The sequence below is a fragment of the uncultured Campylobacter sp. genome (assembly GCF_938030785.1).
Lineage (GTDB): Bacteria > Campylobacterota > Campylobacteria > Campylobacterales > Campylobacteraceae > Campylobacter_B.
This window is the reverse complement of the sequence record NZ_CALHIK010000118.1, coordinates 1-26,064: the sequence shown is the minus strand read 5'-3', so window position 1 is coordinate 26,064 and position 26,064 is coordinate 1. Positions and strand designations below refer to the sequence as shown.

26 protein-coding genes and 1 tRNA gene are annotated in these 26,064 nt (G+C 42.2%); 8 read left to right on the top strand and 19 right to left on the bottom strand.

Annotation, left to right across the window (positions count from 1 at the left end; translation table 11 throughout):
• Positions 1-20: 20 nt before the first annotated feature.
• Positions 21-977 carry a hypothetical protein gene (locus Q0438_RS06750; RefSeq protein WP_299189219.1) on the bottom strand — a complete coding sequence of 319 codons (957 nt, stop codon included), beginning with the start codon at positions 975-977 and terminating at the stop codon, positions 21-23.
• A gap of 11 nt (positions 978-988) precedes the next feature.
• Positions 989-1,510 (bottom strand): hypothetical protein, encoded by a 522-nt coding sequence (locus Q0438_RS06745; RefSeq protein ID WP_299189217.1) that lies wholly within the window; start codon positions 1,508-1,510, stop codon positions 989-991.
• 101 nt (positions 1,511-1,611) lie between these two features.
• On the opposite strand from Q0438_RS06745, the gene mobB reads away from it, so the two are divergent.
• The 6 genes from mobB to dapE all read left to right on the top strand — a co-directional run bounded on the left by mobB (position 1,612) and on the right by dapE (position 6,079).
• Positions 1,612-2,100, top strand: coding sequence for a molybdopterin-guanine dinucleotide biosynthesis protein B (gene mobB / locus Q0438_RS06740; RefSeq protein WP_299189216.1), 489 nt, complete (start codon positions 1,612-1,614; stop codon positions 2,098-2,100).
• A gap of 9 nt (positions 2,101-2,109) precedes the next feature.
• Positions 2,110-2,958, top strand: coding sequence for a class 1 fructose-bisphosphatase (locus Q0438_RS06735; RefSeq protein ID WP_299189213.1), 849 nt, complete (start codon positions 2,110-2,112; stop codon positions 2,956-2,958).
• Entirely contained in the window at positions 2,958-3,167 is a 210-nt protein-coding gene (locus Q0438_RS06730; protein WP_005872202.1) for a hypothetical protein, read from the top strand. The genes Q0438_RS06735 and Q0438_RS06730 overlap by 1 nt, the downstream gene beginning before the upstream one ends.
• Positions 3,124-3,429, top strand: coding sequence for a hypothetical protein (locus tag Q0438_RS06725; RefSeq protein WP_299189210.1), 306 nt, complete (start codon positions 3,124-3,126; stop codon positions 3,427-3,429). Before Q0438_RS06730 ends, Q0438_RS06725 begins: the two co-directional genes overlap by 44 nt.
• A gap of 834 nt (positions 3,430-4,263) precedes the next feature.
• A complete protein-coding gene (locus Q0438_RS06720; RefSeq protein ID WP_299189207.1) occupies positions 4,264-4,866 on the top strand; it encodes a LysE family translocator in 603 nt (200 codons plus the stop codon).
• 10 nt (positions 4,867-4,876) lie between these two features.
• Positions 4,877-6,079, top strand: coding sequence for a succinyl-diaminopimelate desuccinylase (gene dapE / locus Q0438_RS06715; RefSeq protein WP_299189204.1), 1,203 nt, complete (start codon positions 4,877-4,879; stop codon positions 6,077-6,079).
• A gap of 473 nt (positions 6,080-6,552) precedes the next feature.
• Here dapE and Q0438_RS06710 read toward each other — a convergent pair whose 3' ends face one another.
• On the bottom strand, positions 6,553-8,499 hold the full coding sequence (locus tag Q0438_RS06710) for a hypothetical protein (RefSeq protein ID WP_299189201.1): 1,947 nt from the start codon (positions 8,497-8,499) through the stop codon (positions 6,553-6,555).
• Entirely contained in the window at positions 8,486-9,298 is an 813-nt protein-coding gene (locus Q0438_RS06705) for a M23 family metallopeptidase (RefSeq protein WP_299189193.1), read from the bottom strand. Before Q0438_RS06705 ends, Q0438_RS06710 begins: the two co-directional genes overlap by 14 nt.
• A 108-nt stretch (positions 9,299-9,406) precedes the next feature.
• Here Q0438_RS06705 and Q0438_RS06700 point away from each other — a divergent pair, with 108 nt between their 5' ends.
• A complete protein-coding gene (locus Q0438_RS06700; protein WP_299189181.1) occupies positions 9,407-10,219 on the top strand; it encodes a lipid-binding SYLF domain-containing protein in 813 nt (270 codons plus the stop codon).
• A gap of 107 nt (positions 10,220-10,326) precedes the next feature.
• A tRNA-Lys gene (locus tag Q0438_RS06695) sits at positions 10,327-10,402 on the top strand.
• 172 nt (positions 10,403-10,574) lie between these two features.
• Here Q0438_RS06695 and Q0438_RS06690 read toward each other — a convergent pair.
• From Q0438_RS06690 to Q0438_RS06620, 15 genes are all read right to left on the bottom strand, one after another.
• The gene (locus Q0438_RS06690; protein WP_299189180.1) at positions 10,575-11,072 is read right to left on the bottom strand and encodes a hypothetical protein; all 498 of its coding nucleotides are present in this window, start codon (positions 11,070-11,072) and stop codon (positions 10,575-10,577) included.
• 88 nt (positions 11,073-11,160) lie between these two features.
• Complete coding sequence (locus Q0438_RS06685; RefSeq protein WP_299189178.1) at positions 11,161-11,301, bottom strand: hypothetical protein; 141 nt, start codon at positions 11,299-11,301, stop codon at positions 11,161-11,163.
• 18 nt (positions 11,302-11,319) lie between these two features.
• Positions 11,320-12,054 carry a hypothetical protein gene (locus tag Q0438_RS06680; protein WP_299189176.1) on the bottom strand — a complete coding sequence of 245 codons (735 nt, stop codon included), beginning with the start codon at positions 12,052-12,054 and terminating at the stop codon, positions 11,320-11,322.
• Positions 12,055-12,157: 103 nt separating this feature from the next.
• Entirely contained in the window at positions 12,158-12,592 is a 435-nt protein-coding gene (locus Q0438_RS06675) for a hypothetical protein (protein WP_299189174.1), read from the bottom strand.
• 38 nt (positions 12,593-12,630) lie between these two features.
• Positions 12,631-12,993 (bottom strand): hypothetical protein, encoded by a 363-nt coding sequence (locus Q0438_RS06670; protein ID WP_299189167.1) that lies wholly within the window; start codon positions 12,991-12,993, stop codon positions 12,631-12,633.
• Between the two features lie 200 nt (positions 12,994-13,193).
• Positions 13,194-13,589: a hypothetical protein gene (locus tag Q0438_RS06665; RefSeq protein ID WP_299189154.1), complete on the bottom strand. Its 396-nt coding sequence runs from the start codon at positions 13,587-13,589 to the stop codon at positions 13,194-13,196.
• Positions 13,590-13,819: 230 nt separating this feature from the next.
• A complete protein-coding gene (locus Q0438_RS06660; RefSeq protein WP_299189151.1) occupies positions 13,820-15,130 on the bottom strand; it encodes a sugar transferase in 1,311 nt (436 codons plus the stop codon).
• Between the two features lies 1 nt (position 15,131).
• Positions 15,132-16,496 carry a mannose-1-phosphate guanylyltransferase/mannose-6-phosphate isomerase gene (locus tag Q0438_RS06655; protein ID WP_299189148.1) on the bottom strand — a complete coding sequence of 455 codons (1,365 nt, stop codon included), beginning with the start codon at positions 16,494-16,496 and terminating at the stop codon, positions 15,132-15,134.
• Complete coding sequence (locus tag Q0438_RS06650; protein WP_299189146.1) at positions 16,489-17,613, bottom strand: glycosyltransferase family 4 protein; 1,125 nt, start codon at positions 17,611-17,613, stop codon at positions 16,489-16,491. Before Q0438_RS06650 ends, Q0438_RS06655 begins: the two co-directional genes overlap by 8 nt.
• On the bottom strand, positions 17,610-18,701 hold the full coding sequence (locus tag Q0438_RS06645) for a glycosyltransferase family 1 protein (RefSeq protein ID WP_299189137.1): 1,092 nt from the start codon (positions 18,699-18,701) through the stop codon (positions 17,610-17,612). The genes Q0438_RS06650 and Q0438_RS06645 overlap by 4 nt, the downstream gene beginning before the upstream one ends.
• 65 nt (positions 18,702-18,766) lie before the next feature.
• The gene (locus Q0438_RS06640; protein ID WP_299189123.1) at positions 18,767-19,891 is read right to left on the bottom strand and encodes a glycosyltransferase; all 1,125 of its coding nucleotides are present in this window, start codon (positions 19,889-19,891) and stop codon (positions 18,767-18,769) included.
• Positions 19,884-20,921, bottom strand: a complete 1,038-nt coding sequence (locus Q0438_RS06635) for an acyltransferase (RefSeq protein WP_299189121.1) — start codon at positions 20,919-20,921, stop codon at positions 19,884-19,886. The genes Q0438_RS06640 and Q0438_RS06635 overlap by 8 nt, the downstream gene beginning before the upstream one ends.
• A complete protein-coding gene (locus tag Q0438_RS06630) occupies positions 20,914-22,896 on the bottom strand; it encodes an alginate lyase family protein (protein WP_299189118.1) in 1,983 nt (660 codons plus the stop codon). Before Q0438_RS06630 ends, Q0438_RS06635 begins: the two co-directional genes overlap by 8 nt.
• A gap of 1,509 nt (positions 22,897-24,405) precedes the next feature.
• Positions 24,406-25,386, bottom strand: coding sequence for a peptidoglycan bridge formation glycyltransferase FemA/FemB family protein (locus tag Q0438_RS06625; RefSeq protein ID WP_297950371.1), 981 nt, complete (start codon positions 25,384-25,386; stop codon positions 24,406-24,408).
• Positions 25,387-26,064, bottom strand: a 678-nt coding sequence (locus Q0438_RS06620) for a hypothetical protein (RefSeq protein WP_299189111.1), incomplete at its 5' end; no start/stop codon positions are given.

The following is a 26,064-nucleotide window of genomic DNA, read 5'->3' as shown; positions in this document are numbered from 1 at the left end:
TAAAATTTAGCGATCATTTGCTATTTGAAAAGCCCTTTGATCTTGTCAAAAAGCGACTTTTCGCCGCCTGCGGAGGTTTCATCTTTATGATCTTCAGCGGCGGAATTCTTGCCGCCGTCTTCTATCGTATCGCCGCTGCACTGGACGGAATTCTCGCCGCCTGCCTTAATTGCGCCGCCATCCGCTTCCATTGCACTGCCGCCGCCCGTCGCATTGGCGCTGCGCAAGGCAGAATTCTCTCCGCCCGCAGTACCGCCTCCGCCTGCCTTATCTCGCTCTATCGCCTCGCCGATCTGCTGCGCGGCGATTTCCGCATAGATCAGCGCGCCCTGCGGATCGCAATTAAAAAGATTTGAAAACGACTCGGACCTATTCAGATCGATCGGATTGGGCTCAACCACCTCGGTAGCCTCAAGTAGCCCCACTTCAAGCTCGCGCGCCAAATTTAGCGCCTTTAAAAACACGGGTAAATTCTGCGCGTAAAACTCATCTACGGCGGATTTAACCTCGCCGCCCGCCTCATAATCGCGCAGCAGTTTCTGTACGTTATCGGCGCCAAGATACGCGCCGCAACAGTAGTTTTCGATGATCTCGTTGTGAATTTCACCGCTAAATTCCGCTAGAAATTCCGCCGGCAAAACCTCGCGCCAATCGCTTATGTAGGATTTAAATTTAGAGCTTTGCTCCGCCAAAAAGCTAAACGCCGTGCCGCGCGTGTAAAAATACTCTCTAAAATAGCCCTGCGCCACGGCTATATGAAATCCGTGCGTTTTATTAAAAATCCCCTGCCTGCCGTACTGCAGCGCCGAGCGGAAGCCGTCCGCGTATTTTTCTACATAAAATTCATCCATACCCGCTTCGCGCGCGATTTTAGCGATAGCCTCAAAATCTCCCTTTTGCGCGAGCTTTAGCGGCTCAAAATACCACTGCGAAATTTCATCTTTGCCGATCGCGTGATAGCTTATGTCGTAGCCCACCCTCTCTCCTTTTAATCTTTTAGATCGATCTGCGGCTGCCAATACAGCGACTTTGAAATTTTACGAAATTTCATCGTGGCATCCAGACCATTTGAGGTGCGGTAGCTAAGCACCAACTCGTCCTTATCGCTCCTAGGCGCGGTGATCTTGTAGCGGCTCGCCCACGCGATCTTAAAAAGCTCCTTTTGCAAGAGCGGATCGCCGTCGTGCAGCGGCACTACGTTTGCGTTTACGCCGTTGATCTGCACCGCGCCGATATGAATCTCTTTAGGATAGGAGGTGAGCAAAAACACCTCGTCCTCCGCGGCGTTTCTAAGCTCGGGCGCGACGGGATTTAGATAGGTCGCCACTCCCAAATAGCGATCGCCCGCGCGCACCGATTCAAATTTTTGCGTGTAAGCCAAAAACTCGTTTTTAAGCGGATCGTGACGGGGATCGTTTGCGGAGCAGGAGTTTAAAAATAGCGCTAGCGCGGCTAGGAGTGAGCCCTTTAGCAGGCCGTTTAGCGCGCCGCTAAAATCAAATTTCTTCATCGATCTTTCCTTTGAAATTTTAGGCGCATTTTAACGAATTTTGCTTTTTAAAAGGCTAAATTCGCTACAATCTGCTCATCTTAAAAAGCCGGATTTTAAAAATGAAAAGACTTGCTATCGCATTTTCAGGCCCTTCCAATAGCGGCAAAACGACGCTAATTTGCAAGATCGCTAAAATTTTTATCGCTAGCGGGCTACGGACTGCGATCGTAAAGCACGATCCGGGAGATAAGGCGCGCTTTGACGTAGAGGGCAAGGACAGCGCCAAATTTAGTGAGCTCGGCGCCGAGACCGTCGTGATGAGCCCGACGCGGACGAGCTATTTTTCGCAGCGCTGTATGCAAATCGAAGAAGTCGTGCGGATGCTCGGAGAATTTGACATCCTGCTTGTAGAGGGGCTAAAGACGCTGCCGCTGCCGCGCATAAGCCTGTTTCGCGACAGGATCGATGAGGCGTATCTGCCATTTTCGGATGCGATCGCTTCAAATTTAAGCGGCGAGCAGATGGATAAATTTTGCCTGGTAAATTTCGACATCAACGACGCTGCGGGTATCAGCGAATGGATCTTAAAAAACGCCAAAAAAATGTAAAGGAATAAAATGCAAGAGATCGTAAAATCAATCCAAAATATCGCGCTACAAATCGCCGAGGAGCTGAAATACGCGGACTTCGGCTACACCGATCATCACAACAGCACGGGCGATACGCAGCTCAAACTCGACGTAAAAAGCGACGCCATAATCGAGGCGGAATTTCGCAAAAATCCGCTCGTGCGCGCCCTAATCAGCGAGGAGAAAGAGGAGACGCTGGAGCTTAGAAAAGATGCGCGCCTCATCGTCGCCTACGATCCGCTCGACGGCTCGAGCTTAGTGGACGTAAATTTCGCCGTGGGCTCGATATTTGGCATCTATGAGGATGAAATTTCGCCCGCAAACTTAAAAGCGGCGATCTATTGCATCTACGGACCGCGCCTTGAGATGGTCGTTTGCGAGGACGCGCCGAAGCTCTACCGCCTAAATCGCGAGGGTAAATTTAGCTTCGTAAAAGATCTGCGCCTACAGCAAAAAGGCAAACTAAACGCCACGGGTGCGACGCAAAAGGGCTGGAGCGAACCGCACCGAAAGCTCTTGCGCACGCTGTTTGACGAAGGCTACCGCCTGCGATACAGCGGCGCGATGGTAAGCGACCTGCATCAAATTTTATTAAAAGGCGGCGGGCTTTTCAGCTACCCCGCTACCAGCGATCATCCGTTCGGCAAGCTTCGCGCAACCTTCGAGGTTCTGCCGTTTGCGTTCATCTTCGAGCGCGCCGGAGGCGCCACCAGCGACGGAGAAAACGGCTCGCTTTTGCAGCTTAAAATCGAGAAAATCCACCAAAGCAGCCCTTGCTTTTTCGGCTCGAAGTACGAGATCGCGAAGATGCATGAAATTTACGGCGGGAAAAACTGATGGCGGATACCGAGGTTGCCGCGCCGCGCGACGTTTATGACGAAATTTTGGATAAAAGCTTAGCCGCGCTGCAGGCGTGCCAGGCAGAGCACAACCTCACCAGCTGCCTGGAGTGCGAGAAGCTGCTAGATTGCGCGGTGCGCGATAAATACGTCAAGGCGGTTTATGAGAGTATGTCGCACGGCGCGACGGGGGATTTTTCGTTTTAAATTTAGCTATTGCGATCGCGGAATTTTACGAAGCAGGCTACTTAAAGCTCTCGCGGCGCAGGATTTTCACGAAGATGCTGCGGCGTGGAATTGCTCTGCGGTGCGGATTCAATCCGGCGGCGCGCAGGTTCTTGCTTTGCAGTGTAAAAAATTTGCTCCACTGCGAAACGATAAAATTTACGGCGCGTTAGCCTCGCGGCAGGGTCTATTTTGCAGCGCGTCTGTTTTGCGTGCGGATTTTGCGGCGGACGATAAAATTTAAAATGCGGACGTAGCCAAATTGCGGGCGCGTGGCTAAATTTAAAGCGGGCGATCGGTTAAATTTCAGACGGCGCGGCTGGGTTTTTAAAATTTACGGATAAATTTTAAGGCGCGAAATTTTACTTCGCAAATTTTATCTGCGATCATGAGCCGTTTATGGGTGCGGATACGCGAAATTACGCAAAGTAAAATTTCGGCGAGCTAAATTTTGCCGCCGCGATCTTTAAATTTACGCGACTAAAACTTACCGACTTGCGCAAGCCGCCGTTCGTCGCCAATCTTTTGCCGGTTTAAATTTTGCCTTGCGAAATTTAGCTCGCAAACTTAGCGACGCGGCGAGACGGCGGATTTTGCTTCGCGAAATTCGAGCCGTAAATTTAAGCTGCAAATTTAAACCGCGATTGCGTGTTTAAATTTAAGAGCTAAATTTAAAGCTCGTCGAGCACGCGTGCCGCGCGAAGCGCTCGCCAAAATTTCAAAGCCGAGGCGCATGCGACCGCACGCGTTAAATTTAAATGCCCTAGCGCACGCAATGTTCGGCATTAGAATTTCAGAGCCAGCCAAGGCTCGGTAAGCAGGTGTGTCGCGAGCCGTGCATGCTAAAATTTCAAAGCCGAGCGCGCTATGACGCTTGCGTTAAAATTTTAAAGCCAAGGCGCATTGCGGCGACGTTTGCGTTAAATTTAAAACCGATCGGCGGTCGCGCGGAATTTTAGGATTGATCTATTCGCGAAGCTGTGCGCCATCGATCTATTCGCAAAGCCGCGCCCATAGATTTTTTCGCAGCGCTGTGCGCCGAAATTTTAGAGCAGATTTGGGGAGTATAAGCAGAGGAATGCAGTCGTTCATACAAGGAATTTTGATGGGGCTGGGCGTTAGCGTGCCGATCGGCCCGATAAACGTGCTGATAATGTCCTACGCGCTGCGAAGCTACACCAAGGCGCTGTGCCTGGGCCTCGGCGCCATGAGTGCGGATATGCTCTATCTGGCGCTATCGGCGTTCGGCATATCGCAGTTAGCCAAAATCCCGATCGTTTTTGCCTGCATATCGGTATTTGGCGCCGCTTTTTTGCTATACATAGCGCTAGGCATCTACCGCGATGCCAAAAGGTCCGTGCGGCTTCAAAGCGTAGAGCGCGGCTCGCACGTAGCGGTATTCGGCAAGGGTTTTTTGCTAAATATTTTCAACCCCTACGTGATTATGTTTTGGCTAAGCGTGTCCGTGAGCATCGGGCGCGAGCGCTTCGGGCTCGCTCTTACGGGGCTTGTCTGCGGGATTTTGAGCTGGATCACGCTCTTTGCGCTGGCGGTTTATAAAAGCAGAGCCAAAATTTCGGACCGCGCGGCGCGAGCGTTTGCGTATATCTCGGCGCTGATTTTGCTGTTTTTCGCGCTTAAACTCATCTACGCCGTGATTTTCGGCGAAATTTTAAACTAAAGGACGATACATGAAACCGGTAGAAATTTTAAAAGAGCTGATAAAATTCCGATCGCTCACCCCGCACGAGGACGGCGCATTCAACTACATCTCGATGCTGCTCGGAGATTTTAACGAAAGCAGATTCGAGCTAAACGGCGTTACGAACGTGCTTTTCTCAAAGCGTTTCTCAGACGGCCCGCATCTGTGTTTCGCGGGGCACATCGACGTAGTCCCGCCGGGCGAGGGCTGGGCGAGCGATCCCTTTGTGCCGGTAGAATCGGATGGTTTCATCTACGGTCGCGGCGCGCAGGATATGAAAAGCGGCATCGCAGCGGCGATCTGCGCGCTTGCGTCCGCGCAGAGCTTTGACGGCACGCTTAGCCTGCTTCTTACCAGCGACGAGGAGGGCGAGGGTATCTACGGCACCAAAGAGATGCTTGCCAAACTGCGCGAAGAGGGGCTGCTGCCCGATTTTGCGATCGTTGCGGAACCCAGCTGCGAGGTGCGCTTCGGCGATACGATAAAGATCGGCCGCCGCGGCTCGATCAACGCCGCGCTAACGATTACCGGTGCCCATGGACACGCCGCATATCCCGCTAAATGCATCAATCCCGCGCATATTTTGGCGCCTGCGCTTGCCCGTCTTGCGGGACACGATCTGGACGACGGAGACGAGAGCTTTGCGCCCAGCAAGATCGTGATCACCGATATCCGCGGCGGCACGGAAGTCGCAAACATAACACCCAAGGACGTGCGGGTGATGTTTAACGTCCGCGGCGGGATAAATTTAAAGCTGGATGAGATCAGAGACTACGTGCTAGAGCTTTTCGGCGTGAGCGCGGAAAACGCGCTATGCAGCGAAAGTGAATCATTCGGCAAGCGCGAGATGAGCTGCACCGCGCAGCTAAAGGAGGGTGCATCGCTGAGCCTAACACTAAAGAGCGCCTCAAAGCCGTTTTTGACCGACAAAAACTCCAAAATCGTGCAGAGACTGAGCGCGAGCGTGCAGAAAATCTGCGGCGTGCCGCCCGAGCTAAACACCGCGGGCGGCACGAGCGACGCGAGATATTTTGCCGAACTCGGCGTGGAGACGGCGGAGTTTGGCGTGCGAAACGACAGAGTTCATCAGATAAACGAGCGCGTCGAGACCGGCGACGTGGAAAATTTGGCTAAAATTTTTAGCGATCTGATCGCAAATTTTAACTCTACAGATGGAGAGGTCGGTCGGTAAATTTCACGGCGCCGGCGAGAATTTTAAATTCTAAATCGATGCGCCGCACGTAGCGCGCGAGTTAAATTTTAAAATTTCATCGCGCAGGCGAACGGAGATTTTAAAATTTTGAAATTTTAAGATGCGGACGGCTAGCGAATGGATTGAAATTTTAAATTTCAAAACGGGCGCGTTAAATGCGCGGCACTTGCGCAGTATTCGGCTGTAAACGGGGATCTGAAATTTTAGCGCACGTTTTATACACGACATCTGCGATAATACGGGTGCGACGCAGTATCTGCAAAAACAAACGCCGCCACATTAAACTTAAAATTTCCGCCAAAGCAGTAGATAAAAGAGCCACAGCGAGCCGAAATACGGGCTAAATTTAAAAAACGTGAGATTAAATTTGAAAAGCATAAAATCAAATTTAAGAAGCGGAGGGGCTAAATTTAAAATTCTAAAAACGCGGCTGCGAAATTTTAAAATCGCGGCTACTCGGAGCGCACGATGTTTACCAAAACCCCGTCGAAAACGTCCTGCTTAAAGAGCTTGATCTCGCGCACGATATCTGCGTTGTCGTCGTCGATGACGCCGTTATTTACGAGGCTGTCCTCGACGAGCTTGAAAATAAAGGCGTGGTTGCTGACGTCGGAAATACCGCTTTTAAAGCCCATTTCAAGGCGCACCGGCACGTCAATATGTACGCCGCGCAGGTCCTTGGCTATGTAAAGATCGGCGATCGTGCGCACCATCTTTTTCGCCATTTGATGGTTCGACTTGGACGAAAGGATGTCATTAAGGCCGAAATTCTCCATCAGAAGCGGAATACGAACGCGCGCCAAAACTCCCTCGCCCGGCTCACTCGCACTCTTTTTCAAAAACGAAATTTTGATCTTATGCGCGATACCGAACAGCCGCGGTCTAAAACCGGCGATCTTTGCGGCATCGGGAGCTTCCGCTCGCTTTGGCAAGCGCGCGATCTGCCTTGCAGACGGCAGACCGGGCATCCCTGCGGCGGACGGCAGGTTTAAAGCCTGTTTAGTTTGCGCGGAATTTTTGTAGGACCTATCCGCGTGTTGACGATCTGCGGGGCGCGGCGGCAAAATTTCAGACTGTAAATTTAAGGAGCCGCGCAAATCATCAAACTCTGTATTCTCAGATTGTAAATTTTCAAGCTCTTGCTCTGCGAGCTTTGAGCTTGCGCGCCGAAACTCCGCGAAATGCTTTTCCGCCGAGAAATTTGAGCCGCTTTTTTCATGAGCAGCCCCAAACAGGCACTTGCCCTCTTCTTCTTTAAAGAGTCTGTTTTGAACGCACGGCTCGATCGTTTTTTCGCTGTTTTCGCCGCTTGAAATTACCTGCGGAGCCTTGATTTTTGAGGCGGAGTTTTGTTCTCTTAGCGGAATTTGCGAGATTTTAATCCGCGGCACGGGCATCGGCTCATCGTCAAAAAAACCTTGCTCGCCGCCCTCTTGCGCGCCGTTAAAATTTCGCTCGCCCCGCACGCCGTCCATACTTAGCTCGTGTGCCGCACCGCAACTGCCGAGCACTATTTGGGGCTGCGCAAAAGCGCCCTCTTTAGAGTTTTGCTCAAAGCTTTGAGCCAGCCCCGAGCTCATATCGGCGGAGTTTTGCACGTTGCGCGCGGGAACGAAATTCTGCGCACCCCCAGGCGTGAAATCCTCCGCCTCGTCCATTTCGGCGACGCAATAAAGCTCCGTCCAAGCGGCGTCAATATGCGCCTGCGCGCCATTAAAATTCGCCGCCTTGTCTAGCTGCGCCGCGCTAAATTTTGCCTGCGCCGCGTCGTTTGCGGCAAAAATATCCTCGCCGCGCCCGTTAAAATTTAACTGCTCCGCGCCCAAAAGATCCCCACCGCGATTATTAAAATCCGCGGCATCCTCTCCTAAAAAAGCGCGATCTTCTTCGCCGCTCGCGCGCTCATCGCTCCACGAAGCCGCATACTCCTGCGTGATCCAGCCGCTGTCGTAGCGACCGGTCGCTGCGCCGCGAGCCTCTAAATTTAGAGCAAGCTCGCCCGCATGATCGCCCTCGTTCAAATAATCGGCGCGAGTTTTTAAATTTAGCTCTTCCGCGCAGTCGCTTCCTGCATAAACGCGCTGCGCCATATCGGCTGCACCGCGGTAGCGCTTTTTAGGGGTAAGGCCGATAGTAATTCTATTTGAAATTTCATCGCCGCCAGCGTTTAAAATCCCAAAAATTCTAGCCCGAAATCGCTCGAACTGCTCGCCGCTAAGCGCGATCTTATCGCTTAGGCTCTGCACGCCGAAGTCCGCGGCGGTAAAATTTACGATCGCTCCGTCCCTACCTGCGACGCGCACTCGCCCCTTGACGGAGCCCTTTAGGCGGTACTCGCTGCCGGCTAAAATTTTTTTCATCAGCTCTTTTGGATTATACGGCATACTAGCGCTCGCCAAAGACCGTTTCGTTAAATTTAGCGATGAAGCTTAGCGGGTTCACGCTTACGCCGTTTATCGCGATGCCGAAGTGCAGATGCGGGCCGCTAACTCTGCCGCTCTCGCCCGAAAGCGCGATCAGATCGCCCCTGCCAACGCGATCTCCAAGCGATACTTTGATCTCACTTAGATGATAGTACTGCGAGTAGATGCCGCCGCCGTGATCGATCACGACCGAGCCGCCTGCGTAGTAGCGGTCTTTGGCGATGACTACGACGCCGTCATTTACGGCGTGCACGGATGTGCCTACCGCGGCGCGATAATCGACGCCTGAGTGGTAGCTTTTTACTTCGCCGTTGAAGGTGCGAGCGTTGCCGAATGCCGAGGTGATCTTGGAATCCGAAGGTTGCGCGAAAGGACGGACGAAAAGATAGCGCGGCGTAGTTTTTGCATAAACCGCATTGGCTTCGTCAAGCTCTCTTTTTATGCGCGCAAGAGCCTCTTTTGGAGGTTTGATCTTGCCCGGCGCGACGCTTAGTGTCTCTTGTTTATATTCGCCCTTTTTCAAAGCGACGATCTGCTCGCGGCTGCCGCTTTGATCTACTATCCGCAGCGTAAAATCCCCCTTGGCGCGGTAATTTGCCGCCAAAACAGCGATCTTATCGCCGGAATTTGGAGCCGCGATGAGCGGAATTTGTTTTGAGCCGAAGCTTAATTCGCTCGTGCTTTTATCTAATTTTAAGACTACGACGTCACCGTTTACTATGTCTAAAGCGAAAATTCTAATCGCCAAAAGTGCAAAAACAGCCAAAATTTTCATAAATTTTCCAAAATTCGTTATTTTTCATCAATTTTTTGTTAAAAATTAGCTAAAAAGAATGAAATTGCTGTTATAATAACGAAAATTCAATTTTAAAAGGATTAAATGATGAAAAAGTTTTTGCTTCTAGCATCTTTTGCACTTTGCAGTTTTTTGCACGCGGACGTCGTGGCAAATCAAGAGGTTACGGCAGCGACTAACGTCGTTAGATCTTTCGTGGCCGATAATAATTTCGGTATCGATCCAAGATACCTAACCAGCGCTAAAGCGGTCGCCATCCTAACCGACGTAAAACGCCTTGCTGCGGGCGCATCGCTGCAGTACGGCGATGGAATTTTCAGTGTCAAAGGCGAAGACGGCGAGTGGAGCTCACCGATTTTTATCAAATACAAAGGCTTCGGCGTAGGCTTGCAGGCAGGCTACGAGACTAGCGATATCGTTATGATTTTCCATACTACGAAGTCCTATCAAGACATTTTTACCGGGACAGACACCCTTGAGATCAACGTAGGCGCTGCAGCAGGCGGCGTAGGTACAAGAACCGGTCGCGCGACCGATCTGCCTGATATCTCTGCGTGGATGGTAAGCCCGGGCGAGCAGACAGGTCTTTACATCGGCCTCTCGATCGATAACGGCAGAATCACTATCGACGATCAGCTAACTAACGACTTTTACGAGAGAATTTATGACTACGAGGACATCCTAAACGACTCTCCTCGCGCCAACAAATACGCAAAAAGATGGAAAGAGACTATGCGTAAATACTTCACCAACGGCGAGAAGTACAACGCTAGCAGCAACGCCGCAATGCCTGTTAATCAAGTGCAGAAAAAATATCCGGACGGCAAGCCGATCATCTCAAACCGCTCTCCTAGGACGAATGGCAAAGCGAAAGCCAGAAGAGCTAAAGCATCAAAATAATCCAATGAATTTAAAGCCCCGCTTTGGGGCTTTTTCGTTGAAATTTTATGAAATTTCGCTGAATTTAATGAGTTTTTTATATTTTTATCACTACAATTATGTTTCTTGTCTCGTTAGCTCAGTTGGTAGAGCATCTGACTCTTAATCAGGCGGCCGTAGGTTCGAATCCTACACGGGACACCATCTATCAAATTTTACCCCTATTTTTAGTTTTTTTGATTTTTTTTGGAAGCCCTACATTACGGGTTTTTCAAATTTTTTCAAAAAAATTTCAAATACTAAAAACGCTAGATTATACAGGTAATTTAAGGGAAACTACTATATATTAAAAAATGTATAGTAGCTCTTAAGCTTGTTAAACTCTTTGGAAACTTTTATAATTTGTCCTATCATTTCCATATCCACCTATTAGTAAATCGCCGCTGCCTTTACCCATTAGCGTATCATCGCCATATCCGCCAAATAAAACATCGTCTTTGTAGTCGCCCGTTAAAAGTCCGCTTGGGGTTACGCCATAAGGGAAAAATGACGACGATAAAGGTCTTGCATAGACTGTTTTGTCGGGCATTGTTATGCGTAAAATTCCTTTATTTAGAGCGTTTTTATCTATATCTGATAGCCCGTCGCCCGTTATTTTGTCCCATAAATTTTGTGCTTGTTTACGTAAATCAAATATGCCGCTATCTTTTCCGTCCAACTTATCTAATAAATTTCCTATGTCATACCATAGTGTTATCCAACCTACAACAGGGATAAATTTTGTAATTGCAATAAGTCCGAAATCCACAGCTGCACCCACGACGGTATGACCAAAACTTTGACCGTCAGCATAATCGTCGGCTATACCAGCCAAAGCCTTACCAATTCCTGCATATCCTGGTTTTTACTCAATTCGTCTAATTGTTCTTTTGTATATTTTTGCCATTTATTTCTGTATATCTTTATAAGCCATTTAGCGACATATCAGCACCAGAAAGTGCATCTTTAAGGAATTCAGTTAATTGTCTAACCAAATCACTATTTTTTCTAAGTCTTACTTCTGCTTTGTCTAATTCTTGTTTAGCAACTAATTCTCTACTCATATTTTTCTCCTTTTTAGGTTAAAATTTCTTTTCAACCAAGTTTAAATTTATATGTTTCTTATCAGAAAAATATTTTTGTAAATCTGAATAATCTTGTTTATGAATTATATAAACCATATGAAATTTATCTTTAAGAATATCTAAACTAGACCTTCCTTTGCATATGAGTTCTCCATAATCAAATATAAAAGCAGGAAATAATGTAAAATCTTTCAAATTTCCGCCTAAAATCAAATGAAAAATAAGTTTAAACAAACAATTTAAAAGTAAATAAATGACATAATAGGCGATAAGATAATGAACCATTTTTACTAATGCAACCATAAAAAATATAAGTAGATTAAAAACAATAATTCCAATTAGCGATGATGGCGTAAGCAATCTAAATGTCCTTACTACAGGTTCTAAATCAACCAAATTCTTAACCCTTTTTGTTTCGCCATTTATGATAAATTCTATCGTTTTATTTGTAAATTTAGTTTCGCATTTGTTTTTAATAATGTAATAATAAAATGTAGCGACGATATGCAAAACGCCAACTCCAAAAAAAGCCCATAGAAAAATATTGCTAATATTTGCAATCCCCATATAATCGGCATAAACCAATAAAACAAGCACTGTTCCGCAATGAGAAAAAAAGAATAAATTTGAAAGAAAAAACTCATAGGGGTTTTTTATAACAATTGGATATTTATCATAATCTCTTTGTTGCTTGTTTTGATTGCTTGTTGTATTGGTATTATATTCTTGCACGATAATCCTTTGTAAATTTGAGATTAGTAACTGTAGTATCATAAGCTGTATCTAGCTCGATTTTAGCAACACTTTCTCTGCTCGTTGTGTCTCCTTTGTTTGGTTAAATAGCTAAAAAGCTCTTTTTAACCGAATTCAAATTAATATGTTTCTTATTAGAAAAATATTTTTGTAATTCTAAATAGTCTTGGTGTTTAATAATATAAATCATGTGAAATTTACCTCGCATATCGTTCCATTTGGAGGAACCAGCTCTGCTAAATGCAGAAGCCAAAACTTCATAATGATAAATAGTAAAAGCAGGAAATAATGAAAATTCTTTTAAATTACCGCCTAAAATCAAATGAAAAATAAGTTTAAATAAAAAATTTAAACAAAAGCAAATAATATGATATGCTATAAAAAACCAAAATATTTTTGCACCCATAATTTCGCCCATTATAACTGCAAAAATAATTATTAAATGCATAAAAATTGTAGCAATTGGTATATAAACTCTAAGATTAAATGTTCTTTCAAATGGAATTAAATCACTCAAATTTTTAACCCTTTTAACTTCCCCATTTATGATAAATTCTATCGTTTTATTTGTAAATTTTGTCTCACATTTGTTTTTGATAATATAATAATAAAATGTAGCAACAATATGCAAACCCCAAAAAACCAAAAAAACCCTAAAAAACCAAAAAACCCTATATTAACATTTTTAATTTCAGAAAATTGCACATAACCTGCATAACCTGCATAAGTTCCTAAAATAAAAAATGTTCCAGTATGCGAAAAAAAGAACAAATTCGCTAGAAAAAATTCATAAGGATTTTTAATAACGATCGGTTCTTTATCGTAGTCTCTTTGATTGAAATCGTTTAAATTTGCGTTTTCGTTTGAGTTTAAATCCCGTTTTTTAACATTTTTATTCCAGTTTTCAAAATTTTCCAAATTTTATCCTTCCGTTTTCTTTGCTTTTCTCGTCATTGCAGGCGAACTTTGCAAGCGAAGCAATCTGTGGGCAGTGAATGTTATAAAAATCTCAATCCTTTTCTCACCTTGATTTGGTTGCTTTTGCGAATTCTATATCCACCTTACTTAAGCAGTTATAAATTCCTTAGCCTCTTATGCGACACTAAAATTTCTAGCATCTATATATTCCCCCGTGAGTCTTTAGCCGCTTTGCTCACTTCCGCCCATTTATAGATCAGCTCATCGATAAGAGCAACCTTAGAGCTTTGCTTTATGGTATTAGAATTCTCGTCTATCGTTATCTCTTTATAGTTTAGATCGATACTTTTGATATTATTATCCGAAAGCGAGCCTAACTCTCCTTTGTCGGTAATGCCGTTAGAATTCTTATCCTTCCAAATTTTAAGCTTATCGAATATCTCGTCCTTTTCGTCTATTGCGTTGTCGCCATTTAGATCATAGGCTTTTAGGGCCTCATAGCCGTTGGTCGCTTTTTTGTCTGTGTATCCGTAGATGGTATTTGAAATAGTGTGATTTCCGAATAGTTCATTTCCATTATCTATTTTACCGGGCACCATCCCTCAAACAGATCAAAATTTTATCCGTAGAGTCTCTAAATTTTAAAATAGCTGCGGCTTTTGTGAGATAGGAATTTTAAAATTTTAAAATACGTCGGCGCAAAGAAAGCAAGAGTAAAATTTATCTGTCTTGCTTAAATTTTACATTGCAGTATTCGTACGAAAGCAGAAATCAAGTAAAATTTATCTAAAAATAAAGAGCCCATATATTCAAGGCTACATAACGATCAACTCGCCCCTTCGCGCGCCAAAACGACTTTGAAGGTTTTTAAGATAATAACGATGTCGTTCCAGATCGACCAGTTTTTCATATACCACGTATCCATGTCCGCCCTGGTCGCAAAATCCACGTCGCTGCGCCCGCTCACCTGCCAAAGCCCCGTAATGCCGGGCTTGACGGCGAGTATGAGATCGGCATATTCGCCCATATCTTTGCGCTCGTATTGCGCGCACGGGCGAGGACCTACGATGCTCATTTCGCCCTTTAGGACGTTGATCAGCTGCGGAAGCTCATCTAGCGAGCTTCTGCGCAAAAAATCGCCCAGCTTTGTGATACGCGGATCGTGCTCGTATTTGTGATATTTTTCAAAATACTCCACCTCTTGCGGATTTTGCTTTAGATACTGAGCTAAAATTTCGTCCCCGTTCTCTTTCATCGAGCGAAATTTCAGGCATCCAAACGGCTTGCCGCCAAATCCCATTCTTTGATGCGAAAAAAATATGCGTCCCTCCGGTTCTTTTAGCTTCATCATCAGCGCGATTACGCCGAAAATCGGCACCAGTAAAGGAAGCGCCAAAATGATAAGCGCCAAATCAAGCCCGCGTTTAAGAGCTAAATTTAAAGGGCTTTTCAAAGAATTTCGTATCGCAAAGAGGCTTGTGCGCGAGGCAAAGACGCTGTAAATATAGGTCTGCGTGAAGTCGTACGAACGCAGCACCGGGGTAAATAAAATTTCTTTATTTTCCCTGATGTTGCTCTCGATGAGCTCGTTTAAAGCGCTCGCTTCGAGCCTGCTTCCGCCGATAAATAGTACGTCGTAATCCCTGCCTAGCGCTCTTACATACCCAAGATATGTGCTTCCTAAAACAGCGCTTTCAAACTCCTCGCCCTCACCTAAAATTTTCGCCCTCTTCTGCCATAGGCCAAATTTAAAAAGCCTCTTTTTCGTTACGAGCTTAAAAATCGGCAAAACCACCGCCATAAAGGCAAAGCTCAAAATAAAACTGGCGCGCGAAAATTCATAATTGACTTTGATTAAAGCAAGCAGCGCGAGGCTTAGCAAAAGCCCCAAAAAACAGCTTTTTACTAAAATTCTACTCTCGTGCCAAAAATCATACCGCCTCGAATAGATCCCCTGATAGAAAAATAGAAATATCATTATGACGTAGGACGGCGCAAAGCCTTGATACCTGCCGACGTCCAGCAGCACATTATCGCCGTAAAGCAAATTTTTAAGCACCACGGCAAGCCCGAAGCAAAGCCAGATGCCGAAAATATCGACCGCCAAGATTATCAAAACGCAGAGTTGCTTTTTCATCCTAACTCCTATTAAAATCATCTTGCAGGCGCACTATATCGTCCTCGCCGGTATAGCTGCCGACTTGAGCTTCGATTAGCACGACGGGGATTTTGCCTTCGTTTGCGAGGCGGTGAACCTCGCCCATTCTAATGAACGTAGATTCATTCTCGCGCAGCAAGAAATTTCGCTCGCCCACGGTCACAGTCGCAGTGCCGCTAACGACGATCCAGTGCTCGTTGCGATGGTAGTGCTTCTGCAGCGATAGCCGCTTGCCGGGCTTAACGACGATGCGCTTGATCTTGTAGCCGCGCTCATCTTCGAGCACCGTGTAGCTGCCCCACGGGCGGTGCGTCGTTACATGCACGCGCGCCAAATCGCTATCCTTCAGCCGCTCCACCACCTGCTTTACCTTTTGGGTAGAGCCTTTTTTGCATACGAGCAGAGCGTCCTTGGTATCTACTATAGCGAGATCCTCGACATCTACGGCGGCTATCGTACGGCCCGAGCCGATGATGAGATTGTTTTTGGAATTTAGAGTGATATTTTGCTCGCCAGCGGTGTTGCCGTTCGCGTCTTTAGGCAGTTCGGCGTCTAAACTATCGAAGCTTCCCAGATCGCTCCAGCCGATGTCTGCGGGCACGACCTTAGCGAGGCTCGTGTGCTCCATAACCGCGTAGTCGATGCTATCTGCAGGGATCTCTTGCATATCGCCTAGTTTAATTCTAATCGGATTTTCAGCGTTAGAATTTTCGTGCGCACGGACGCAGGCTTCGTAAATTTCAGGGCTGTGCGCCTTTAGTTCGCTTAAAAATACGTCCGCTTTGAACATAAACATGCCGCTGTTCCAGTAAAAATTACCCGCCGCTATGTAGCTTTGCGCTGCCGCAAGCTCTGGCTTTTCGTGAAATTTTAACACGTCCTCGCCGCTTGCTTCGATATAGCCGTAGCCCGTATTTGCCTCCGTGGGCTTGATACCAAACGTTACCAAAAACCCCTGTTTTGCAAGCTCATGCGCGCGCAAAACGCTGTTTTTATACGCCACCTCATTTCTAATTAGATGATCGCTCGGCGTTACGAAAACGATCTCCTCGGCTTTTAGGCTCAAACATGCAAGTGCGATCGCAGGAGCCGTATTTCTGCCGACGGGCTCGAGTAGAAATTTCACGCCGCGCGCGCCCAGGGCCTCAAGCTGATCGAGCGCCAAAAAATACTGCTGCTCGTTCGAGACGACGAGCGTGCGCTCGCATAGAGGGGAGTTTCGCTCGTAGCTCATCATAAAAAGCGAGCGGTCGCTGAAGAGGCGCACAAACTGCTTTGGCATAAGCGTGCGGCTGATGGGCCACAGCCTCGTGCCGCTGCCGCCGCTCAGGATTATATTAGTCATTTAGGCCGTCCTTAAATTCCTCATATTTTTTCTCGACGTAGCTTTTGATCTCGGCCTCAAAGCGCGCGCGCGAAAATTTTAAAGAATTTTCTCTGATTTTTGTAGGCTCAAATTTATCATAATTTTGCTCAAATTTAGCTACGGCGGCGAGTAGCTCCTTTGTATTTTGCTCCATAAAATACAGCCCGCTCTCGCCATCGCGCACCGTCTCGCGGGCGCCGCCGCGCCCGAAGCAGATCACCGGCGTACCGCATGCCTGCGCCTCCACCGGCGTAATGCCGAAGTCCTCCTCGGCGGCAAAAACAAACGCCTTAGCCCGCCCCATGAGATCCGCCATTATTTCATCGCTCGCAAAGCCCAAAAGCTCGACATTTTTGCCCGCCTTTGACTTGATTTTCGCCATATCGGGGCCGCCGCCGATGACGAGCAGCTTCTTATCCGTCTGCGAAAACGCCTCTACGATGAGATCGATCTTTTTATACGGAACCATGCGCGAGGCGGTGAGGTAAAACTCCTCTTTGGCTTCGCACAGAGTAAATTTATCCACGTCCACAGGCGGATAGATGACATCGCTGGGCTTGCCGTAGGTTTTTTTGATACGGCGCGCGATGTAGCGGCTGTTTGCGACGTAGTGATCCACGCGGTTTGCGGTGCTTGCGTCCCAAAGCCTAATTTTATGTAAAAAATACTTCGCCAGCATGCCCTTTAGACCGCGATCTAGCCCGCTTTCGCGCAAGTACTGATGATACAGATCCCACGCGTAGCGGATCGGCGTGTGCACATATGCGATATGAAGTTGATTTGAGTGCGTCAGCACCCCCTTTGCGACGGCATGCGAGCTAGATAGCACGACGTCGTATCCGCTCAGATCAAACTGCTCGATCGCAAGCGGAAATAGCGGCAGGTAGTTGCGGTATTTGTCCTTTGCGAATGGTAGCTTTTGGATAAAGCTCGTATGGGCGCGCTTGCCTTTTAAAATTTTATCTCGGTCGGCATTGCTTAAAAAGTCAATGAGGCTGTAAATTTCAAAATCATCCCATATATTAGTAAAACTCTCAACGCATTTCTCCGCACCCGCATAGGCGCTAAACCAGTCGTGGATAAGGGCTTTTTTCATCCCAAACTCTCCATTATTTCGATAATCTGTTTTGCAGAGCGTTCCCAGCCGAATCTTTTTATATTCTCAAGGCCTTTAATACGAAGCTCGTTTTGTAAATTTTTATCGTTTAAAACGGTTTGAATATTATTTCTCATATCTTCTACGTCATGCGGATCAAAATAAACAACGCTATCGTCGCACACTTCAGGCAAACTCGCAGCATTTGAGCAAACGACCGGACAACTGCACGCTTGTGCCTCAAGCGGCGGAATACCAAAACCCTCGTATAGCGATGGAAATACGAATAATTTCGCCAAATTATAAATAGCGGCGATATCCGCGTCTTTAACATAGCCCGTAAAAAATATGCGATCACTTAGATTTTTTGTCCGAATAATCTCAGAAATAGTGCTATCGCCCGTTATGAAGCCATCCTTTTTACCTACTATAACCAAATTTAGATTCGTCTTTTCTAATGCAAATAATAAATTCTTTAAATTCTTATGCGGTTTAACATTTCCCACAAATAGAACGAAATCATCAGGAAGACCATAGTCCTTTGCCACTTCTTCTAAGGCATTTGAATCGTAATAGCGATTAAAATGCTTCTCATCTATTGCATTTGGCACAACCAAAATATTTTTGCTGGTTTTAGTGTATTTTAATATTTCACTCCGCGAAAAATTTGAAACGCTAAGAACTATATCGCTTCGACTTAGTGCTTGATTAAAAAGCGTTTTTGCATATATTTTCTGCATAAAATTTAGCGTATCGTAGAAGGCTAAATGGAATACGTCGTGGATAGTAACCACTCTAAATTTTGCTCTTATCGGCAGGATTGGGATATTAAAATGTGGAGACCAAAAAATATCACATTCAGGAATTGTTAAAGGCAGTTCAAGCTGCTCTTTTACAGAATAAATTTTGCATTCGCATTCTAAAATTTGAACACTTTTACTCCACGCATAGTCCTGCATCTCGGCTCTACTACCAAGCAGAATAACTTCAAATTTTTCCACCAAAAAAGGCAGTAGTGATTTGATATATGTACCTATACCGGATGCTTTATGCATACGAAAATCAATTACTAACTTTTTATACTGCATTTATTACTTTCGTTTTGCCTCATCGTTTAAATTTAAAAATATTATAAATGAAATTATATCTAATTTTAAATGATATGTCGTATCTTTTCTCTCCAATCATTATCCTTGGCAAAATTTAAAATTTCAGTCTTGTCGCTTTTACTTAAATCTAGAGATTTTTTTATATATCTTACAAAGTCCTCTTTTGAACTTGCCAATAAAGTAGGACTGTTAAGCTGCTCTAACTCTTGCCATTTAGTTGCTACCGTATGAAGTCCAGCCGCAGAATACTCATATAGTTTTAGAGGGCTTATAGAATGAACCAAATCCATATCCAGTCTAAACGGGATTATACCGACATCTGAAAATTGCAAAAAAGAGGCAATCAAATCATTATCGACCTTGCCGTAAAACGTAATATTTTCTCTAGATCGTATTTGATCAAAATTGTCGGGTTTAAATTTTATAGCTCCAATTACTAAAAAATGCACATCTTTTAGCTCTTCGGCGATATAATCTAATAGACCGAAGTCAAACCAGCTTTCTATAGCGCCCACATAAACAGCAACTGGTTTTGTAATTGTGTAAAAAAAATCCGGTTTATCGTATTCTTTTTGAAATTTATTAAAATCAACTCCGTTTGGCAGATAGAGACAATTTTTATTAAATTTTTCTATATAGTTTTTGAGATTAGATGATGTATATATTACTTTATCTGCTTTTTTTATTAGATGCTCCTCTGCCTTGATAGCTGCCGCTCCTACGCCAAAACCTTCAAGCCTATCAGTAACCCTAACGATCAACTTCTTATATTTTATAATGTTTATTAAAGGCAGAAATACGAAATTATCTATCACTAAAATATCTACATTTAAGAAATCATAATTTTTAAGCATAATTTTAAAATTCGGTAAGGTAAAAATATGCCATATTTTTATAATCCAATAAAATTGGGACGGCAGCTTTTTAAACGGCGGAATAAGTGCAAATGGGGTATATATAAAATAGTTTTTACAAATTTCATGCACACCTTTTTTTGACTGAGCCAACCTAGTGGCTTCGTTGATCTTATTATGAAAGGGGGAAATGGGCGGCGCGACAAATAAAACTTTATTTCCATGCTTTGCCAATAATTCACTATAATAATTACAACCTACCTTAAATGGAGATCCATAATAAGAATTTCCGCACCATAGTATTTTTTTAGACATTTTTCATCCTACTGCGATATAAGCTTTTACTTTTTAAGTTTAAACACGGTTTCTCTACAAAAAACCAGCTGATTATAGCGCAACATATAGACAAAATAGCGACATATACTACATAAATGCTGCCCGCCCCACTACCTATTTGGACAAAAATATTTACAAAAAACATATGGTATATGTAAATACCATATGTAAAATCATTTCCTCGCAAAAATTTATCGAGACCTTCGAAACTGAAAGCAAAAGAAAAAACCAGAAATGAGAATATAAAATAATTTACAAATATATCTAAAAAAATATTATTAAAATAATGGATGCAAATTCTACCGATAACATAAGTAGCAAAATATATAAAGAATTTATTCTTTATATATTTATGAAATAAATCAAAATAGATATAAAAATAAAAGCCAATTAAAAATACAAATAAATATGGCGCCAGAGATACATTAATAAGTTTATTGATAAATAAATTTCTATCGCTACTAGAATTATATATAAAAAATAGTATTGAGATCAGAAAAATGCAAGGTAGTATTTTCTTAGTCTTTTTATTTATAAGAAAAACGATGGGCAAGATAGCATAAAATACTAGCTCAATCGAGATCGTCCAAAGCGGCGCATTTATCTCACCCGTACCAAAAGCCTTACTGGCTTCAAAATTATAAAATTGTAAAAAGCTGATTTGAGTAAGAAGCCATTTAAAAAAATTAAAGTCAAAATTTAAATCTATAAAAATAGATAAAATTACTATACCGATAAAAATATTAATATAAAGCCCTGGATAAATTCTTAAAATTCTATTTTTAATATAAGTTTTTAAATCTTGATTTTTTGCATAAGACATACTTATTAAAAAACCGCTAATCAGAAAAAATACAGTTACGCCGCTAAAATTTAGTATACTAGTTATATTCTGAGACAAATCGCTTTTATCTGCTAAATAACCATTTGCATGAACAAACATAACTTGGAGCGCGGCTATCAATCTTAATAAATTAAAATTATTATTTACTATAATACTACTATCCATTGGCTACACCGATTTTAACCAACTTTCCATATCCATTTGAATAAAACTCAAATTTACTATAATAAAATTCCCTATTTGCTATATCGATAATCTCTAGGCTGCCCTCTTTTACCTCAAATTTTCTAATAATTTTTACGCCCTTGTATTCTGCGGCGAGGCTTATAAATTTTTCTCCAAAATCTGCCACTTCGCATCTACACTCTGCAAACATCCCAAATAATCCTATCGCTCCCTCGCCCCAACTATTTTGCTCCAAATCGCCTATAATCGGCACGTTGTGTGCCTTGACACTTCTAAATTCATTTCTTCTGCCGGGGAGCGGCGTATAAAGATATGAACCTGGATCTCTTGCTATATCCAGCCCGTCTATCCACAGCTCGTAGCCCAGCTTATCATTGTGCGTATGCCCACCGTGACCCCTTTGCCCAAGCGGCGTAGCGCATATGGCGAGGTAAAATTTATTGGACTTAAAGATAAAAATTCCGCTGTCCGGATAAAATAGATTTTTGATCTCTTGCGAGTTTGAAATTTTAAATTTCATGCTTTTTCGGTGCGGCAGTTCGCCGAATTTCACGCCCGAGACGACCTGGCTTTTGTATGTTCTATCGCCCGCTTGCAGCGTGCATCCCGCAAGAGCTCTCGTAAAACTCCTCTCAAAGCGCATATCGTTTTTAAATATCTCGTCGTCAAAAATCCCGCCCATGCAGCTAATTAGCGCCGAGTGATTTAAGATATTTTCATCCCAAAACGGCTCGTTATCGTCCGCAAAGCCGCTCAAATTTAGATATTTTCGTACGGCCTGTTCGTTGCTCAAAAACTCGCCGTTTGGGCTAAATTTAAAAAACCTACCGCTGTCGTTATCGCCGAATTGCGGTACTTCGCCGTTTGGCTTTGTAATGTCGGCAGTAAACCTGCCGATTTTATACAGTCTATCCACAAACCACTGCGGCAGCGCTATTTGATCGTTTAGAATTTTAAATTCCTGCTCCTCGGGCGGCAAGAGCTTCGGTTTTTTGCGCCAAAGCTTTGCGTCGTAATTTTTTAACGATGAAATTTTCTCGCTTTTTAGACCCAGTATCAGAGCTGTGGAATACGCCATTAGCTCGCCGCTTAGGCGGTGGTAACTCGTAGAGCTCTCAAAATTTCCGCCGTCTTCGTAAAATTCCTTTTTCATTTCGCAGATTATCTCTTGCGCGGCAAATGCTAGCCACGCGTCCGTCTCGCGGCCGCCATCCAAATACGCGCAAGCTTGCAGCAGGCCCGCGATGTCGCTTAGATAGTGATTTGACGTAAGATGCGGCGAATATTCCAGATTATTTACGATATGAAGCGCATGCTCGTAGACGCTATTTGAAAAGGTTTGCTTGAAATTTTGATCTAAAATTCCGCCCTCATCCATCTGGCAAAACATATCGTAAGCCACCAGCATGTTGGCAATCCTGATGCCAACATCCATCGTGCAGGTCCAATTTACGCCCATTCTAGGCGGATTATTGCTGATAAAATCTAAAATTTGGTTTTTAAATTCCTTTAAATTTCGCTCTTGCAAATTTGGATCCGCCATCGCAAAAATAGCAAGCTGCGGCAAGTGCTGAAACCTCGCAAGCTCCCACGGCACCTTTATATCACTGCCGAGCTTATGGGCTATGCGCTGATCTTTGTACCATTTTTTCTCGCTCCATCGAAAACCACTTTTGAAATCCTTCTGCCAATCGATCGGTTCGTAGCCTTCGGGCACACTCGCAGGCGCCGCGACATTCATATCGTATTTGTAGCCCTCTAGCCCGAGCGCCGCGCTATCATAGCTATTTTTTACCCAGCCGCTACCGAGTAGATCAAATTTATGCTCGGTGTACATTTTAGATAGATATTTTGCGACATCCGGATCGATATTTGACAGGTCGAGCTCTTTTATATTTATGTAGCTAGCTTTTATGATCGGAATGTTAAAATTTGTGCGGGCACCCTTTTTCATATATGTCCACTTTTGAATGCGATCATTAATCTTTTTAAATACCTTAAAAAATATTTTTTTAATCACCTCTCCAAAACCAATAACTTTTATCTTTTTAAAATAGTATGATAACATCATTTTGCTATACCTATAAATGACTTTTTAAGCACGAAAGATAGCCTCAGCGCATATAATATAAACAACAACAAACATATAAAAATTTTATCCAACATTCTAAAATCATAAAAACTCTTTAAAAAAAAGATTATACATGGGATAATTAGTTGAACGCAAAAAGGCAAGTAGCCTATAAAAAATTTTGGCTTTATCTTTTTTGCAACAATTAAAAAAGATAAAAAATTTACGAACGAAATAAATGCAACAGAATAAATAAGTATTAAAAAATTAGAAAAATAAGAGCTTATGGTTAATGTAGCTATAGAAAGAGCACATACAGAAATTTCTATATAAGAGCAATACTGATTTTTGCTAGAAATATTTATATTTAAAGCCAATATTCTAGAAATAATATAAAAATACCCACTAATCAAAAAAGCTAACAGAGAATTTTTAAATTCTATATACTTTTCACCGGCGAATATTGATATAATCTGTTCAGAAAATATAATAAAAATGGACATTAAAAAACCAAATAATAATATTATTATAAAAAACATTCTTTGGTAAGATATGAAAAAATTATTATCGGTATAATGCTTAAAAAACTTTTGTGAAAAAAACAAATAAAAGGGCTCAAATAATAAAAATAACATTGACGCCATTTTTTGATAGACAAAAAATGTTCCAATCAAATTTTGATTAAATGAAAAAATATTCATGACAATTTGTGGCGCAAAAGAGGTTAAATATACACAAAGATTTCCAGGCAATATTTTTAATGAAAAAGTGGATATCTCTCGAATTATATTAAAATCTATACAAAACCTCCATCGCCTAACAATTAAGATGCATACTGTAATATATGAAAAAAGCATAGAATATATAATATATTTTGAATCTATTGAATTATTAAAAATACTTTTTAATAAGAAAAAGTAAAAAACAGTAAAAATAACTTTTAATGCAACAATTATGCCATAATGGAAATCTTGTTCTAAGAATCTTTTTTTACATTGCATTAGATATAATATAACATCAAAAAATGATAACAATATAAAAGCGAAAAATAGTAAAAAATCTAAATTTAAGAAATATTTTAAGATGGCGATAAAAATAAAGCCAAACGTGATATGCAATATAAAAGTAAAATTTATAATGCTAAAGAAAAGCTCGTCCTGTTTTATATTATCATTATATTCATAATAATACTTTGTGTATCCGGATTTTATCTCTAATGAGCAAAAAAAGGATGCAAAGGTATAAACTATTATATACATATTATATCTTCCCATTTCGCTCACACTAAAATAATGTGCCAAATATGAGAAGAATATTACATTCGTCCCTTTTTCGAGGATTAAAAAAAATATATATATCGACACTGTTCTAAAAGATCTATTTAACATTTCTCTATGCAGACTCTGTATTGTATTTTTTATCTTCTTCAATTAAATCTTTTGTATATCTTTTAAATTTCATTATGCTATTAATATATTTAAGCAAAATATATAGTTTATATTTAAATGGCTTAATTGGGAATTTCCACATATAACCCACTTTCATAACCGAACCAAATCTCTCTTTAAATCTTTGCACTCCAAATATTGAGCTATCTTTTTTTACATTAATTCTAGCTCCCACAAAAACATATTCATCAAGACCTTTTGCTTTCATATCATTGATAATTTGCCAATGCATTAATGTTAAGGCTCCCTGATGGGGTTTTTCAATACTACCGCCATACAAATAATACGCTTTTTTATTATCCAATCCAATAATAGCGCCGCCTTGAGCTATTCCGTCATATTCTGATACATAAAATTCTAAATTAGCACCCACTCCTCTTAGTTCATTATCTATACTTTCTGATGCAGACTCAAAACCACGCCTTAGCATAGTACAATCTATCATATTTAAAGTATCGTTTTTGTATTGAATGCCTTTATTGATTTGCACACCATCTCTTTGGGCTTTGTTTATGGCATTTCTATGTTTTTGATGCATATTTTTAAAGAGAACATCTTTATCCTGAAGTAGATTTACTGGCAAAGAACCGAATTTACAATATATAGCATCATCAGGAACCGTATTAAAAACAACATTACTAGGCGCTCTTAATATAAAATCAACATATTTTAATTCTTTCGCTATTTTTTCTATAACTTTATTTAAAAAAAATTTTTCATCATCCAATGCTATATTATTTTTTAGATATATTGTTTCAGAGGGAAAGATCATATATCTAAAAAATAACTTTTTACAAATAAAATACGGTAAAATAAAATTATCGTCCACAAACCATCCATAGTCATTTGACTGAGCAGACAAGTACTCTTTACTAGAAAACAAATTTAAATCTTTATTATTATATTCCTTCAAAATTCTTATCATTTAACTTTCCTTATATACTTTATACTTTCCTATTTTTAAATCATTAAAAAGCCATCTATTATTTTTCATAAAGCCTTCATAAATTTCTTTAGTTTGTATGTTTTGTAAATATCTATTATCCGAGATAAATGTTAGAAACATTTTCCAGTCACCTTTATATTTTATTTCGAACGCTCCATCGCCCATATCTAAAATATAGGTATTATTATAGCTCTCGTAATAATTAGCACATTCACTAAAAGTAGCATACCAAACATCTTTATTCCTTAAATAGCCGAAGAGAAAATCTAAAGAATTTATATCATTATAAACATTTGGTGTTTGCCTCTTTCCATCTGGTCTAGCATTCATAAAATGCTCCGCTATACTAATCACATATCTACTTTTCATCATTTTTTCTATCTTTACGATATTTAGCAAGTGTTTAATTTTACTTTTTATTGCATTTCCTCCATATATAAAAGCATCGCCACTTATATTTGACGGCATTGCTATAATTTTATCATCGCCATACTTCAAAGAAATATTATTAGCAAAAGGCTTAAAGTCAAAGGACCACCAACGAAATTTTAAGTCAATTAGTCCTCCAACCAAATCCTCTCTAAAACTATAGCACGGAGTTCTTCCTCCTAAAATTTGGTAGCCAAATCTTTTTTTGAAAAGATTTAAATCATTTTT

Coding starts and splice junctions, on each gene's coding strand:
- Q0438_RS06745 (WP_299189217.1), bottom strand. CDS start 1,510: ATGAAGAAATTTGATTTTAGCGGCGCGCTAAACGGCCTGCTAAAGGGC.
- mobB (WP_299189216.1), top strand. CDS start 1,612: ATGAAAAGACTTGCTATCGCATTTTCAGGCCCTTCCAATAGCGGCAAA.
- Q0438_RS06735 (WP_299189213.1), top strand. CDS start 2,110: ATGCAAGAGATCGTAAAATCAATCCAAAATATCGCGCTACAAATCGCC.
- Q0438_RS06730 (WP_005872202.1), top strand. CDS start 2,958: ATGGCGGATACCGAGGTTGCCGCGCCGCGCGACGTTTATGACGAAATT.
- Q0438_RS06725 (WP_299189210.1), top strand. CDS start 3,124: ATGAGAGTATGTCGCACGGCGCGACGGGGGATTTTTCGTTTTAAATTT.
- Q0438_RS06720 (WP_299189207.1), top strand. CDS start 4,264: ATGCAGTCGTTCATACAAGGAATTTTGATGGGGCTGGGCGTTAGCGTG.
- dapE (WP_299189204.1), top strand. CDS start 4,877: ATGAAACCGGTAGAAATTTTAAAAGAGCTGATAAAATTCCGATCGCTC.
- Q0438_RS06705 (WP_299189193.1), bottom strand. CDS start 9,298: ATGAAAATTTTGGCTGTTTTTGCACTTTTGGCGATTAGAATTTTCGCT.
- Q0438_RS06700 (WP_299189181.1), top strand. CDS start 9,407: ATGAAAAAGTTTTTGCTTCTAGCATCTTTTGCACTTTGCAGTTTTTTG.
- Q0438_RS06685 (WP_299189178.1), bottom strand. CDS start 11,301: ATGAGTAGAGAATTAGTTGCTAAACAAGAATTAGACAAAGCAGAAGTA.
- Q0438_RS06660 (WP_299189151.1), bottom strand. CDS start 15,130: ATGAAAAAGCAACTCTGCGTTTTGATAATCTTGGCGGTCGATATTTTC.
- Q0438_RS06655 (WP_299189148.1), bottom strand. CDS start 16,496: ATGACTAATATAATCCTGAGCGGCGGCAGCGGCACGAGGCTGTGGCCC.
- Q0438_RS06650 (WP_299189146.1), bottom strand. CDS start 17,613: ATGAAAAAAGCCCTTATCCACGACTGGTTTAGCGCCTATGCGGGTGCG.
- Q0438_RS06645 (WP_299189137.1), bottom strand. CDS start 18,701: ATGCAGTATAAAAAGTTAGTAATTGATTTTCGTATGCATAAAGCATCC.
- Q0438_RS06640 (WP_299189123.1), bottom strand. CDS start 19,891: ATGTCTAAAAAAATACTATGGTGCGGAAATTCTTATTATGGATCTCCA.
- Q0438_RS06635 (WP_299189121.1), bottom strand. CDS start 20,921: ATGGATAGTAGTATTATAGTAAATAATAATTTTAATTTATTAAGATTG.
- Q0438_RS06630 (WP_299189118.1), bottom strand. CDS start 22,896: ATGAAAAAGGGTGCCCGCACAAATTTTAACATTCCGATCATAAAAGCT.
- Q0438_RS06625 (WP_297950371.1), bottom strand. CDS start 25,386: ATGATAAGAATTTTGAAGGAATATAATAATAAAGATTTAAATTTGTTT.